Origin of the sequence: Mesorhizobium humile, from assembly GCF_033977215.1 — a bacterium.
Classification (GTDB): Bacteria; Pseudomonadota; Alphaproteobacteria; order Rhizobiales; family Rhizobiaceae; genus Mesorhizobium; species Mesorhizobium humile.
Map to the genome: position 1 here is coordinate 17,454 of NZ_JAVIIV010000008.1, position 13,440 is coordinate 30,893.

Here is a 13,440-nt window from a genome sequence, read left to right on the forward strand (position 1 = left end):
CTTCCTCCTCCGTGTCTTGAAATACGATCAGGCGGCTCGGTCGACCGGCTTCGCCATGTCGACCAACGTCCACCCTGGCCGGTACGGGTTGGCCCGGCGACCCGTTTCGCGATAGCCATAGGCCGCATAGAGCGCGATGTTCCGTTCCATGCGCGAATTGGTGTAGAGCCGTACCTCCGGCACGCCCCATGACCGCGCCTGCTCCTCGGCGAAGTCGAGCAATTTGATGCCGAGCTTCCTGCCCTGGAAAGCCGGCGCGACGGCGACACTGAAGATCATGGCGTGGTCGGAATGACGCTCGAGCACGATCAACCCGGCGAGCTTTGTGTCTTCTTCCAGCAGCCAGACCTCACCGCGCTCGATGCGCGGCGTGTAGTCCTCGGTGACCGGGACCGGGGGTCCGCCGAAGATCGGCGTGTAAGGCGCATAGGCTTCGGCGGTCAGTGCGACGATGGCGGTGAGATCGTCGGGGCGGGCAAGTCTCACGATTGATCCACCCCGGCAGCAGCCGCGACAACCTTTTTCATGCCTGCGGCAATCGCCGCGACGGCGTCGCGGCTGGCGTTGCCAAGTCCATGCCGTTCGGCGAGCCACCGCGCATCATTGTAGGACAACCAGACCTTGCCGTTCTCGTCTTCCCAGGCCAGCGCCTTGATCGGCAGATCGATGCCCGCAAACTGGCGGTCCTGCATCAGCGGCGTGCCGCCCTTCGGATGGCCGAAGATCAGCAATTCGGTCGGTCGCAGTGGCGCGCCGACCTCATGCGCGCCGGCGGCATGGTCGATCCGCGCGAAGACGCGCAGCCCGGCGCCAGTGACCGTCTCGACCAGCCGATCGATGGTTTCACCGACACCGAAGCGGCTTTCGATGGAGACTAGGCCGTTACCTGCCATCACTCGGCCGCTTCGCGTTTGCCTCCGGGGCGCCGTTCCAGAAGCTCCTTGAGGAACTGGCCGGTGTAGCTGCGCTTCTCGCGCACGATCGCTTCCGGTGTGCCCGATGCCACCAGTTCGCCGCCGCCGTCACCGCCTTCTGGGCCGAGATCGAGCACCCAGTCGGCGGTTTTTATCACCTCGAGATTGTGCTCGATGACAACCACCGTGTTGCCCTGGTCAACCAGTTCGTGCAGCACTTCGAGCAGCTTCGCCACGTCGTGGAAATGCAGGCCGGTGGTCGGCTCGTCGAGGATGTAGAGCGTCTTGCCGGTCGCCTTGCGCGACAGTTCCTTGGCGAGCTTGATGCGCTGCGCCTCGCCGCCCGACAGCGTCGTCGCCTGCTGGCCGATATGGATATAGCCGAGGCCGACCTGGTTCAGCGTTTCCAGCTTGTCGCGAACGCCAGGCACCGCCGCGAAGAAATCGACGCCTTCCTCGACCGTCATGTCGAGCACGTCGGCGATCGACTTGCCCTTGAACAACACGTCGAGCGTCTCGCGGTTGTAGCGCTTGCCGTGGCAGACGTCGCAGGTGACGTAGACATCGGGCAGGAAGTGCATCTCGATCTTGATGACGCCGTCGCCCTGACAGGCCTCGCAGCGGCCGCCCTTTACGTTGAAGGAGAAGCGGCCCGGCTGATAGCCGCGCGCCTTCGCCTCCGGCAGGCCCGCGAACCAGTCGCGGATCGGCGTGAAGGCGCCGGTGTAAGTGGCCGGGTTCGAGCGCGGGGTTCGTCCAATCGGCGACTGGTCGATGTCGATGACCTTGTCGAGGAATTCCAGCCCCTCGATACGGTCGTGCTCGGCCGGATGCTCGCGCGAGCCCATGATGCGGCGCGAGGCCGCCTTGAACAGCGTCTCGATCAGGAAGGTCGACTTGCCGCCGCCTGAGACACCGGTAACGGCGGTGAAGGTGCCGAGCGGGATCTCCGCGGTCACGTTCTTCAGATTGTTGCCGCGCGCGCCGACGATCTTCAGCCGCCGGTTTTTCTTGGCCTCGCGCCGCACGCCAGGCGTCGCCACTTCGAGCGCGCCCGACAGATATTTGCCGGTGATCGAATTGGGATTGGCCATCACCTGCTGCGGCGTGCCCTGCGCGATGATCTCGCCGCCATGGATGCCGGCGGCCGGACCCATATCGACGACATAGTCGGCATGCAGGATGGCGTCCTCGTCATGCTCGACGACGATGACCGTGTTACCGATGTCACGCAGGTGCTTAAGCGTGTCGAGCAGGCGCGTGTTGTCGCGCTGGTGCAGGCCGATGGACGGTTCGTCCAGCACATAGAGCACGCCGGTAAGGCCGGAGCCGATCTGCGAGGCAAGCCGGATGCGCTGGCTCTCGCCGCCCGACAGCGTGCCGGAATTGCGCGACAGCGTCAGATAGTCGAGGCCGACATCGTTGAGGAAGCGCAGGCGCTCGCGGATTTCCTTGAGCACGCGGACCGCGATCTCGTTCTGCTTCTCGTTGAGCTGCGTCGGCAGGTCGGTGAACCACTGGTCGGCCTTGCGGATCGACTGCTCGGTGACTTCGCCGATATGCTTGCCGCCGATCTTCACCGCCAGAGCCTCGGGCTTCAACCGGTAGCCGTTGCAGGCGGGGCAAGGGGTGGCCGACATGAAGCGCTCGATCTCCTCGCGCATCCAGGCCGATTCCGTTTCCTTCCAGCGCCGGTCGAGATTGGGGATGACGCCCTCGAAGGTCTTGGTGGTCTTGTAGGAGCGCAGGCCGTCATCATACTGGAAGGTAATCTCGCGCTCGCCGGTGCCATGCAGCACGGCTTCTTTAGCCTCCGCACTCAGATCCTTGAACTTGTCGCCGAGCTTGAAGCCATAGGCCTTGCCGAGCGCTTCCAGCGTCTGCGCGTAATAGGGCGAGCTCGATTTCGCCCACGGGCTGATGGCGCCGTCGCGCAGCGAGACGTTCTCGTCCGGCACGACGAGGTTGGGATCGATGGCGCGCTGGCTGCCGAGGCCATCGCAGGTCGGGCAAGCGCCGAACGGATTGTTGAAGGAGAAAAGCCTCGGCTCGATCTCGGGAATGGTGAAGCCGGATACCGGGCAGGCGAATTTTTCCGAGAACAGGATGCGCTCATGCGTCTCGTTCTTCGACTTGTTGACGGCATCGTCGCCGGTCTGGCTGGCATCGAGCGGCCGGTCGGCAAACTCGGCCACCGCCAGGCCCTCGGCGAGCTTCAACGCCGTTTCCATCGAATCCGCGAGCCGCGTCGCCAGGTCGCCGCGCACGACGATGCGGTCGACCACCACGTCGATGTCGTGCTTGTACTTCTTGTCCAGCGCCGGCACGTCGGCGATCTCGTAGAAGACACCGTCGACCTTGACGCGCTGAAAGCCCTTCTTCTGCAGTTCCAGCAGTTCCTTGCGGTACTCGCCCTTGCGGCCGCGCACGATCGGCGCCAAGAGGAACAGGCGCGTGCCTTCGTCCAGGGCCAGCACGCGGTCGACCATCTGGCTGACCGTCTGGCTCTCGATCGGCAGGCCGGTAGCCGGCGAATAGGGGATGCCGACGCGCGCGAACAGCAGCCGCATGTAGTCGTAGATTTCGGTGACGGTGCCGACCGTCGAGCGCGGGTTCTTCGAAGTGGTCTTCTGCTCGATCGAGATGGCGGGCGACAGGCCATCGATCTGGTCGACATCCGGTTTCTGCATCATCTCCAGGAACTGGCGGGCATAGGCCGACAGGCTCTCGACATAACGGCGCTGGCCCTCGGCATAGATGGTGTCGAAGGCGAGCGACGACTTGCCCGAGCCCGACAGGCCGGTCATGACGATCAGGCTGTCGCGCGGCAGGTCGAGATCGACGTTCTTGAGATTGTGTTCGCGCGCCCCGCGAACGGAAAGGTATTTATGGTCGGCCATCGCCGGTCGCCGCCTCAGATCTGGAATTTGCTGGATTGGGCGGGTTTGTCCCGGCCATCCCTTATGTAGGTTGTTTTGCCGCCGCGTCGAGAGACGCCACAATCTCGACGGAAGAAGCCAATGATGGGTTTAACCGTCTTTCGCGCGAGCGGGCAAGCGGAAAGAACAAAGGTCGAACACGCTCCTGACAAAGCGTTGTGGAAACAGCCGCGTTGGGCGCTGTGGAAACAGTCGCCCTAAGCGTTATCGAAAGCGTTGTGGAAACAAGTGCCGCCGATACCCGGCTCGTTGATCCACAAAGACGCTGGACTTACCTGCACGTAACCTCCGCGCGATCACATTTTTTGGTAACCGGCTATTCAACGGTTGACGTGCCAGGCCCTGGGGAGCAGTCTCGAAGGCGTCAACGAAGCCGGCCGTCTTTCGATGGCCTCGCCGCCCAACAGGCGGCCTGCGAGACGCCGCAGGCGATAGCGATTTGCGCTTCGAACGACATTGTCGCAACGGACCCAGGAGCGGAGCATGACGCCACCGGACAGTCCCTTGAGGCTCCACACGGAGATGGAGCCGCGGCGGGCATAAGTGCCAGGGCAGACTTGAAACGCCAGCCCGACAAACCGTGACTCGCCGATTCCCAACAATCAGAGACGATAGTCGGATCGTCGGCTGAACGCCGCGTTGCATCCGAAATCAAACGCCGGCTGTCCACTCCCGGCTAAAGTTGGATTTCAGATCCATGAAGCCCCATCCATCTGCCAAGCAGGGATGGGGCTTACATTTTGTGGCACTGCTTTGTGACACTGCCAGGTTCGCAGTTGGCCGGAGCCTTCGCAACGTCGTCATTCTAGGGCGGAGCGACGGGAAGCGGAGCGCAGACCATAGAATCCATGCCGTTACCTCAGCCGAGGGGCACAACGGTGCAAATTCTGCACCGTCGCATCGCATTGGCGTAACGGCATGGATTCTATGGTCTACACCGCGTCGCTTCGCTCCTTGCTTCGCCATAGAATGACGAGTTGAGAAGCGCCTCGGCCAATCGCCACAGCGCGCTGACAGTGCTAAGGGGACACACCCAATCCGGCAAAATTTCTGTGCAGGATGATCAGTGGTTCGGCAGCTTCATGCCGCCCGTTGCCATGTCGATCGTTATGCTGCCGCCGATCCTGACATCGGTATTGCCGATTTTGAACGTGCCGTCGTTGCCGGCTGGCAGCGCGTCGTCCGGTTCCGGTTGCGGCGCCGGCTTGGCGATGCGGTAGTCGCCGCTGACGCCCGGCAGTTTCTGCGACGAGCTGTCGTCGGCAAAGGCGAAGCCAGCCATCAGCACGCCGGCAAGCACGGCGAGGGCAGCGCACAGACGCCTGGATTGAAGCGGATTGATCATGCGCGGACTATAGAGACGCGGCTGGGGCGATGCCAGAAGCGCGGCGATCAAATTGCCGCGCCCCGCTCAAGGTCAGGCGGCCTTCTTGCGCGTGTCGTAGACGTGGTCGACGAGGCCCCATTCCTTGGCTTCCGCCGCGCTCATGAAATAGTCGCGGTCGAGCGTGCGTTCGACCTCCTCGTAGCTGCGGCCGCAATGCCTGGCATAGAGCTCGGTCATGTGCTGCTTGGTGCGCACGATGTCCTCGGCATGGCGCTGGATGTCGGAGGCCTGGCCCTGGAAGCCGCCAAGCGGCTGATGCAGCACTATTCTCGTGTTGGGCAGCGCGATGCGCCGCCCCGGGGCGCCTGCCATCAACAGGAAGGAGCCCATCGAGGCGGCAAAACCCATACACACCGTCGAGACCGGGCAGGAGATGTACTGCATCGTGTCGTAGATGGCGAAGCCGCTGGTCACCATGCCACCCGGCGAGTTGATGTAGAGCGAGATCTCCTTGTCGGGATGGTCCGATTCCAGCGACAGAAGCTGGGCGCAGACCAGCGCCGAGACGTTGTCGTTGATCTCGCCGTTGATGAAGACGATGCGCTCGCGCAGCAGCCGCGAAAAGATATCGAAGGAGCGCTCGCCGCGGCTCGACTGTTCGATGACCATCGGCACCAGATTGGCAATGCTCATGACGGGTTTCCTCGGTTCTCTTTTGATCAGGCCGCGCGCAGCATCATTGAGGGCGCATTGGCGGCGATCGGATTCCTTCGCGCGTCGAGCGAAAGCCCGCATCCGGCGCCGGCAATGGCAACGGGCTCAGCCACCCGCACGAAGCCGTCATGGACGATGCTGAGATGCGTGCCGCCCGAGGCAGTGCGCGCCAGCGTGAAGGTGACGACGCTATCGAAAGCGGGCAGCCGGCTGGCATCATCGGCACCGGGCCGCTCGCGCCACGAATAGCGCAGCACCCTGCCGGGCTCGGCCTCGAGCACCTCGCATTCGATCGGCGCATCCGGTCCGGCAAAGGCGAAGCGGGTGCCGGCCTTAGCCATCATGTCGTTCGGCATCAGCCAGGCGGCGAGCAGTTCCGGTTCGGTCAGCGCGCGCCAGACCTTTTCCGGCGGCTCGGCAACCTCGCATTCGAAGCTGAGCGGCGCCTCGGCCGCTGCCGGGTTCTTTCTCTTGGTCATTGGTCCATTCCCTTCAGAACCGTCTTCAACTTCTCGATGCGTTCCGGCCAGAAGGCGCGGTAGCGTTCGACCCAGCCGAGCAGCGGGTCGAGCCCTTGCGGATCGGCGCGGTAATAGGCGTTGCGGCCGGCGCGTCGCTCGACCACCAGACCGGCGCCGCGAAGCACGGCAAGGTGCTGCGAGACCGCCGGCTGCGACACGCTCATGCCGGCGCGCAGCTCGCTCACGCTCATCTCGCTGGCGGTAAGCCGCTCGTAAACGGCGCGTCGTGTCGGGTCGGCGAGCGCCCGGAAAATCTCTGCTTCGATCATGGATAAAGCATAAGTCGATACTTATTGATTTGGCAAGCCTCCATTTGATCGCCATATCAAGGAGCATGTTCAGCCAAGGCCTTTGCTGACATTCCTTGACAGAAAGGGCGGTTGCGACTAGAACGAAAAGAGAACAAAAACCTTGTGGGAAAAGCCAGCCTTTGCGGGCGGCGGCGACCCGCAGGCTGTAAGGTGAGCGACTTAAAATTTGTTTCGGATGAGCGCGGAGAAGTAAGATGGCGGGTAGCGTCAACAAGGTCATTCTGGTCGGCAATCTCGGGGCGGACCCTGAAATCCGCCGCCTGAATTCCGGTGATCCGGTCGTCAACATTCGCATCGCCACGTCGGAAAGCTGGCGCGACAAGAACTCTGGCGAGCGCAAGGAAAAGACCGAGTGGCATAACGTCGTCATCTTCAACGACCAGCTCGCCAAGGTGGCCGAGCAGTATCTGAAGAAGGGCATGAAGGTCTATGTCGAGGGCCAGTTGCAGACCCGCAAATGGCAGGACCAGACCGGCGCCGACAAATACACGACCGAGGTCGTGCTGCAGAAATTCCGCGGCGAGTTGCAGATGCTCGACGCACGCGGCGAGGGCGGCGGCGGCCAGGTCGGCAACTATTCCGGCGGCAGCAGCCGCGGCTCGGATTTCGGACAGTCCGGTCCGAACGAAGGCTTCAGCCGCGGTGGCGGCGGCGGTGGTTCCCGGGGTGGCGGTGGTGGCGGCGGCGCGTCGCGCGAGCTGGACGACGAGATCCCGTTCTAAGCGTCTCGACATGGTCGTTTAGGGGAAGGCGCGATGTCGCTCGGACCGCTTCTGTCGGCGCCGCCTCCCATTCCATGGCATGCCTTCGCGGCCTTGGCCGCGTTGGCGGTGGGCGGCGCCCAGCTGGCGCTGCCGAAAGGGACGATGCGTCACCGCGTGCTGGGTTATGCCTGGGTGGCGCTGATGCTGGTCATCGCCATATCGAGCTTCTGGATCCAGCAGATACGGCTCATCGGTCCTTTCAGCCCGATCCACCTGCTGTCGATCCTGGTGCTGATTACGGTGCCGCTCGCGGTCTGGCACGCGCATAACCATCGGGTGGCAAAGCATCGTAAGGTGATGATCTCGCTGTATGTCTTTGCACTGATTGGCGCGGGCGTTTTCACGTTGCTGCCCGGCCGGATCATGCACGCCGTGGTGTTCGGCCAATAAGGCGGCCAGTTCAGTAAGGAAGACTACAGTGAAAGCACGCGTCAAATGGGTTGAGGAACGCACTTTTGTCGGCGAATCCGGCAGCGGCCACAAAGTGGTGCTGGGCACCGCGCACGGACCGGACGGCAAGACGCCGGGACCGAGCCCGATGGAGCTGGTGCTGATCGGCACCGGCGGCTGCTCGGCCTATGACGTCGTCCACATCCTGGAGAAAGGCCGCGAGGCGGTCGAGGACTGCGTGGTCGAGCTCGACGCTGACCGGGCCGAGACCGACCCGAAAGTGTTCACCCGCATCCACATGCATTTCGTCGTCAAGGGTCGCGCGCTCTCGCATGACAAGGTCAAGCGCGCGATCGATCTGTCGATCGAGAAATACTGCTCGGCCAGCGCCATGATGGCGAAGACGGCGACGATCACGCATGACTTCGAGGTGGTCGATACGGCGGCGAAGTAGGCAGCAGGCAGTAGGCAGTAGGCAGTAGGCAGTAGGCAGTAGGGCGGTAGGTCGACTGCTTCGCAGCCGGTTAGGCCGCCATCAGCGCCCTGACGCCGTCGGCCACGAACTGCACCGCCAATGCCGCCAGGATGACGCCCAGCAGCCTGGTCAGGATCGAGCGGCCGGTCTGGCCGAGGATGCGGTCGATGCGTTCCGACAGCACGAACACCAGATAGGTGATGACGAGGCAGAGGAAGATGATGCCGACCAGCGCTGCCTGGGCGGCAAAGCCTTCAAAATGTCCCGACAGCAGCACTGTTGCCGAGATGGCGCCCGGACCGGCGATCAGCGGGATCGCCAATGGGAAAGCGGCGATGTTGTGGATCATGTCCTTGGTGATGGCGACGTCGCCGATCTTCTCCTTGCGGTCCTGGCGGCGCTCGAAGACCATTTCGAAGGCGATGAAGAACAAGAGGAAGCCGCCGGCGACGCGGAAGGCCGGCAGCGTTATGCCGAACACCGACAGGATCGAGGCGCCGGCAACCGCAAAAAGCGCCATGACCAGGAAGCCGATCACCGAAGCGCGCACCGAAACCTGCTGGCGCTCCTCGCGGTTCATGCCGCGCGTCACGGCGAGGAAGAGCGGCGCCAGTCCCGGCGGGTCGATGGTCACCAGTATGGTGACGAAGGCGTTGAACAGGCTGTCGAAACTCGGCATCGCTGGTCCCCTCCCGCCGGGCGAAGCCAGGCTACCAATTGGTAGAGCAAAGCCGGGGCGCTGAAAACAGCGCGGAAGAGGAAATCAGCCGGCTATTCGGGCCTGCCGCAATAGGCCTCCAGGTGGTAGCCGTCCGGGTCGATGACGAAGGCGGCGTAATAGTTGTCTCCATAGGCCGCTCGGAGCCCAGGCGGGCCATTGTCCTTACCGCCTTGGCGCAATGCCGCGGCATGAAAAGCGTCAACGCTGGCGCGCGTCGGCGCCGCGAAACAGAAATGCAGGCCAGACTCCGTTTCGGCCGGAACCGGCCGCCCGGCGTCGTTCACCCAAAGCTGGATCGCTTGGGCGCCGTAGCCGAGGGAACCGGGCGACTGGCTTAGACAGGAATAGCCGAGCGGCTTGAGCGCCGCGTCGTAGAAGGGTTTCGAAGCGCCCGCGTCGCGGACGCCGATCGAGATGTGGTCAAGCATTGTTTCCTCCATGATTACAATTGGTTGGTCGCTCAGGCTGGAGTCGCGCGACGGGCCAGGAATTCGACCTCCATGCGCCAGGTTGAGCCGCCGTCATGCGAGCGTTCGCCGAGCCAGCGGAACGAATTCCCGGTGATGCGTGAAAAGCTCCAGCGCACCGAGGCACCGGTGCCGTCGGCGCCGATCTGGACGATCGTCTCGCCCTCGGCGCGGCCTTGCTGCCGGCTGTAATACTGGTTGCGCGGATCGCTCCAGAAGATGTGCCACGTGTCGGCGGCGGGATCGTAGACGCGCAATGTCGTGCCGTAGAAGGTCCATGGCCCGAGCGACGGGGAGGGGCCCGCATCGCGCGCGGGCAGGATCCAGACATCCTGCACGGCGCGGCCTTCGAGAACCCAGCCGAAATGCACCTCGCCGCGACCCGTGAGCCTGGTTCCATCCTCGAGAATGCGCGTGGCGTCGAATGTCCAGGCGCCGATGAAGCGGCCATAGAGCTTGAGTTTTTCGGCGAGATCTGGATTGGGCCTGTCGCTGTGCAGGGCCTCGGCAAAAGGATCGGTCATTGTTGCGGCCTCGTTTGTCAGGAGAGGCCAAGCAATAGGGGCGCAGCAGGGTTCTTCGCTTGGGAAAAATTGCTATCTTTTCGCCATGACGACCACCCAGAGAACTTTTGCTTCCGGGCATGGCTGGCAGGTGTCCGACGTGGTGTGCGCTGCGGTCGCCGGCGACAGGCCATTCGAGGAAGAGCATCGCAGCTTCTGCGTCGCTGCCGTGACCAGAGGCACGTTCCGCTATCGCACGCGCCAAGGCACGGCGATGCTGGCGCCGGGCGCCATCCTGCTCGGCAATCCCGGCGCCTGCTATGAATGCGGCCATGAGCACGGCGCCGGTGACCGCTGCATCTCCTTCCATTTCTCGCCGGCCTATCTGGAGCGCGTTCTGGCCGACTTGCCGGGCGTGACACGGCTCGGCTTTGCCGATCCGCGCCTGCCGCCCTTGCCGGCGCTGGCGCCTTTGCTCGCCGAGGCGGAAGCCGCGCGGGAAACGGGCGACGGCGAAGCGTTCGAGGAACTCGGCCTGCGCATCGCCGGCGCGGTCGCCCTAGCCGCGGCCGGATCTTCCACGACTGCCCGGACGCCCAGCCGCCGCGACCAGAAACGCGTTGCCGAGGCGGTGCGCCTGATCGAAATCAACGCCGATCGACCCTTGTCGCTGACCGAGCTGGCCGACGGCACGGCCACCAGCCCTTTTCATTTCCTGCGCATTTTCCGGCACGTCGCCGGCATGACGCCCTATCAATTCCTGCTGAGGACGAGGCTGCATCGGGCCGCGGTGCGACTGCGCGCGTCGAACGCCGCGATCTCGACGATCGCGTTCGATGCCGGTTTCAGCGACCTGTCGACCTTTAACCGCCGCTTCCGGCGCGAAATGGGAGAAAATCCCGGCGCCTATCGCTCCCGCCGCGCGGGCCAATGAGGTTTGCCACTTTCGGCGGGTGCGCGGTCAATCCGATGTCGGGCCGCACCAGCCAGGCAGATAGTCCGCGTCCTTGCTCCTGGCGAGCGCCAAGGCATCCTTCATCGCCTTGTCGAAATTCTTCGCGACCGCGTTGCGGTCGATGCGGCGGCGCAGGAAATCCGCCCAGATGAACTCGCTGAACGGCGTCGTGTCCTTGGCGTAACCGCCCTGGCGGCGCAGTTCGCCCGCCATGCTCCGGTAGGGATCGTCGACCAGCTCGCCGATGGTCTTCGGGATCGCCGCGTAATCGCGGCGCCGACCGTTCTCGTCGAACGGGTGCATCCAGCCGCGATTGTCGAGCACGAAAAGAAACGCGTCCTTGTCGAGCGCGGACAGGTCGCTGATCACGGTCACCAGCACGTCCTTGACGCCTTCCTCGAGCAGGGCGCGGGCGAGATGATGGTGATCGGTGACGTAGTTGCGGTTTTTGGGGCCCAGCACCACCGGCACCATGTGTCTGCCGAGAAAGGCGCCGGTCTTCTTCTTTGCGTCTTGCGCCCGGATCATCTGGCGCTTCAGCCCGACCTCCCGCATGCCGACCGTTATCTGCGTAGGCCGCAAGTCCTCGACGGGGACCGGGGTCACAATGGGTTCTCGGGGATCGATCATGGCACTCCATCCTGTTTCTGCTGTTGCGGTTTCCCCGGACCAAGTGATTTGATCGCAGCGTCGACGCTGTGGAATATGCGCTCTGTGCCGACGATTTCAGCGATGCCGAACCGCTTCAGCGCCGCCTGGGCGCGCAGCGATTCCATGCGCGCGATCGCAAAGACCGCGCCTTTGTCGCGACAATGGCGGATGGTGTCGATCAGCGCCTGGGCGGCGGTGTAGTCGATCTCGACGATGTTGCTGGCTTCCAGCACCACCAGCTTCAGGTCCTCGCTGGCGTCGATCAGGTCGCTCAGGCCACGCTTGAAACGGTCGGCATTGACGAAGGAAAGCGGTGCCTGGAACGCTGCCACCAGCACGCCGGGATCCTGCTCGCCCGCGCTGAAATCGCCCGGCGGCCACCAGACCGACGTGCCCGGTACCTGCGCCAGCTCGATCGGCTCGGTGCGCGTCGAGCCCCAGATCCCGTGCAGAAGCGACAAGCCGATGCCGATCGCGACGCCGGTTTCGATCGGCAGCACGACGATCGCGATCATGGTGATCAGGATCAGCGCGAACTCGCCCTTCGCCTGGCGCCAGACCTTGGCGAACACCTGCCAGCGCAGGATATGCTGGGCCACGAACATCAGCACGCCGGCGAGCGCGGCCTGCGGCACATTGGCAAGCAGGCCGCCACCGAAGGCGCCGAGCGCCAAGACGATGGCCGCCGCGATCAGGCCCGAGAACTGCGAGCGACCACCTGTCTGGGCGACGATGGCCGTGCGCGGCGGGCTGGCGTTAACGGCAAAGGCGCCGAACAGGCCGGACAGGATGCTGCCCGCGCCGACGCCGACGAAGTCGCGGTTGACGTCCGGCGCGTCGCTGTCCCGCGGCGCGAAGGAGCGGCTGGTGGCCGCCGTCTGCACCATGACGACGATGGCGATCAGCAGCGCGAGAGGGACAAGCGCCTGTGCGTCCTGGAAGTCAACGGTCGGCATGCCTGGGGCCGGCAACCCGTTCGGCAAGGCGCCGAGCACTTCGACGCCCCGGTTCTTCAAGTCGAAGGCGATGACTGCAAGCGTCGCCAGAACCATGCCGATCAACGCGGCCGGAATCCGAGCGCTGATATGCTCCGAGACGAAGACGATGCCGAACACGCCGAGCCCAAGCGCCAGACTCCACGGATTGGTGAGGTGGAGATTGGTCGCGATTTCGCCGATGCGCCGCACCGTCTCGCCACCTTCCGTCGGCAGACCAAGCAGACCCGGCAGCTGCGAGACGATGATATGGACGGAAATGCCGGCGAGGAACCCGGTCGTGACTGGCACGGACAGGAGATCGGCGATCCAGCCGAGACGGAAAACGCCGCTGAGCGTCACCAGCAGCCCCACCATCAGCGCCAGCATGGCCGCCAGCGCCAGGTAATGCGGCGAGCCGGACGTGGCGATCAGCGCCAGCCCGCCGGCGAACAAGGGCGTGATCGTCGAATCCGCCCCGGCCGACAAATGCCGGTTGGCGCCGAACAGCGCGAAGGCCAGCGAGCCGGCGACGAAGGCAAAGAAGCCGATCTCCGGCGCGAAGCCGCCGAGGCGCGCCGTCGCCATCTGCTCGGGAATGGCGATCGCGGCCAGTGTGATGCCGGCCGCCAGATCGCCGTTGAGGTCCTTGACGCTCCAGCCGCTCAGCGCCCGCAAGGGCAGCCATGAGGCCAGGTTCACAGCACTTGCGGTTTTTGCCCGATCCATCGCCGACCTTGCCGCATGACGGCGAAAACGACGGTGGCCATATCGTCGCAATCAGCGGTATCCATTTGAAATTACCATCAAAATT

The 13,440-nt window shown here is 64.0% G+C and carries 16 protein-coding genes; 4 read left to right on the forward strand and 12 right to left on the reverse strand.

All coding sequences use genetic code 11. The features are described 5' to 3' along the window. Positions 1-27 precede the first annotated feature (27 nt). From RFM52_RS13955 to RFM52_RS13985, 7 genes are all read right to left on the reverse strand, one after another. Entirely contained in the window at positions 28-486 is a 459-nt protein-coding gene (locus tag RFM52_RS13955; protein ID WP_347349925.1) for a GNAT family N-acetyltransferase, read from the reverse strand. Beyond that, the gene (locus tag RFM52_RS13960; RefSeq protein WP_320295774.1) at positions 483-893 is read right to left on the reverse strand and encodes a DUF302 domain-containing protein; all 411 of its coding nucleotides are present in this window, start codon (positions 891-893) and stop codon (positions 483-485) included. The genes RFM52_RS13955 and RFM52_RS13960 overlap by 4 nt, the downstream gene beginning before the upstream one ends. Continuing rightward, positions 893-3,814 carry an excinuclease ABC subunit UvrA gene (gene uvrA / locus RFM52_RS13965; RefSeq protein WP_320295773.1) on the reverse strand — a complete coding sequence of 974 codons (2,922 nt, stop codon included), beginning with the start codon at positions 3,812-3,814 and terminating at the stop codon, positions 893-895. The genes RFM52_RS13960 and uvrA overlap by 1 nt, the downstream gene beginning before the upstream one ends. A gap of 1,102 nt (positions 3,815-4,916) precedes the next feature. Beyond that, positions 4,917-5,198 carry a hypothetical protein gene (locus RFM52_RS13970; protein WP_320295959.1) on the reverse strand — a complete coding sequence of 94 codons (282 nt, stop codon included), beginning with the start codon at positions 5,196-5,198 and terminating at the stop codon, positions 4,917-4,919. Between the two features lie 72 nt (positions 5,199-5,270). Then, on the reverse strand, positions 5,271-5,873 hold the full coding sequence (locus tag RFM52_RS13975) for an ATP-dependent Clp protease proteolytic subunit (RefSeq protein ID WP_347349926.1): 603 nt from the start codon (positions 5,871-5,873) through the stop codon (positions 5,271-5,273). Positions 5,874-5,899: 26 nt separating this feature from the next. After that, complete coding sequence (locus RFM52_RS13980) at positions 5,900-6,373, reverse strand: SRPBCC family protein (protein ID WP_320295771.1); 474 nt, start codon at positions 6,371-6,373, stop codon at positions 5,900-5,902. Then, positions 6,370-6,684: an ArsR/SmtB family transcription factor gene (locus tag RFM52_RS13985; RefSeq protein WP_127863847.1), complete on the reverse strand. Its 315-nt coding sequence runs from the start codon at positions 6,682-6,684 to the stop codon at positions 6,370-6,372. Before RFM52_RS13985 ends, RFM52_RS13980 begins: the two co-directional genes overlap by 4 nt. A gap of 236 nt (positions 6,685-6,920) precedes the next feature. Between RFM52_RS13985 and RFM52_RS13990 the strand changes: the two genes are divergently transcribed. The 3 genes from RFM52_RS13990 to RFM52_RS14000 are packed head-to-tail and all read left to right on the forward strand — an operon-like array spanning position 6,921 to position 8,334. Beyond that, positions 6,921-7,448 (forward strand): single-stranded DNA-binding protein, encoded by a 528-nt coding sequence (locus tag RFM52_RS13990; protein ID WP_320295770.1) that lies wholly within the window; start codon positions 6,921-6,923, stop codon positions 7,446-7,448. Between the two features lie 33 nt (positions 7,449-7,481). Then, on the forward strand, positions 7,482-7,880 hold the full coding sequence (locus tag RFM52_RS13995) for a DUF2306 domain-containing protein (RefSeq protein WP_320295769.1): 399 nt from the start codon (positions 7,482-7,484) through the stop codon (positions 7,878-7,880). A gap of 28 nt (positions 7,881-7,908) precedes the next feature. Then, on the forward strand, positions 7,909-8,334 hold the full coding sequence (locus RFM52_RS14000) for an OsmC family protein (protein ID WP_320295768.1): 426 nt from the start codon (positions 7,909-7,911) through the stop codon (positions 8,332-8,334). 70 nt (positions 8,335-8,404) lie between these two features. Here RFM52_RS14000 and RFM52_RS14005 read toward each other — a convergent pair whose 3' ends face one another. The 3 genes from RFM52_RS14005 to RFM52_RS14015 form a co-directional block, all read right to left on the reverse strand. Next, entirely contained in the window at positions 8,405-9,034 is a 630-nt protein-coding gene (locus RFM52_RS14005; RefSeq protein ID WP_126082577.1) for a MarC family protein, read from the reverse strand. Between the two features lie 92 nt (positions 9,035-9,126). Then, positions 9,127-9,504, reverse strand: coding sequence for a VOC family protein (locus RFM52_RS14010; protein ID WP_320295767.1), 378 nt, complete (start codon positions 9,502-9,504; stop codon positions 9,127-9,129). 32 nt (positions 9,505-9,536) lie between these two features. Further along, positions 9,537-10,067 carry a hypothetical protein gene (locus RFM52_RS14015; RefSeq protein WP_320295766.1) on the reverse strand — a complete coding sequence of 177 codons (531 nt, stop codon included), beginning with the start codon at positions 10,065-10,067 and terminating at the stop codon, positions 9,537-9,539. Positions 10,068-10,152: 85 nt separating this feature from the next. Between RFM52_RS14015 and RFM52_RS14020 the strand changes: the two genes are divergently transcribed. Further along, entirely contained in the window at positions 10,153-10,980 is an 828-nt protein-coding gene (locus tag RFM52_RS14020; protein WP_320295765.1) for a helix-turn-helix transcriptional regulator, read from the forward strand. A gap of 27 nt (positions 10,981-11,007) precedes the next feature. Here the strand turns inward: RFM52_RS14020 and RFM52_RS14025 are convergent, their stop codons facing one another. After that, a complete protein-coding gene (locus RFM52_RS14025) occupies positions 11,008-11,631 on the reverse strand; it encodes a ParB-like protein (protein ID WP_320295764.1) in 624 nt (207 codons plus the stop codon). Then, the gene (locus RFM52_RS14030; protein WP_320295763.1) at positions 11,628-13,355 is read right to left on the reverse strand and encodes a SulP family inorganic anion transporter; all 1,728 of its coding nucleotides are present in this window, start codon (positions 13,353-13,355) and stop codon (positions 11,628-11,630) included. The genes RFM52_RS14025 and RFM52_RS14030 overlap by 4 nt, the downstream gene beginning before the upstream one ends. Positions 13,356-13,440 lie beyond the last annotated feature (85 nt).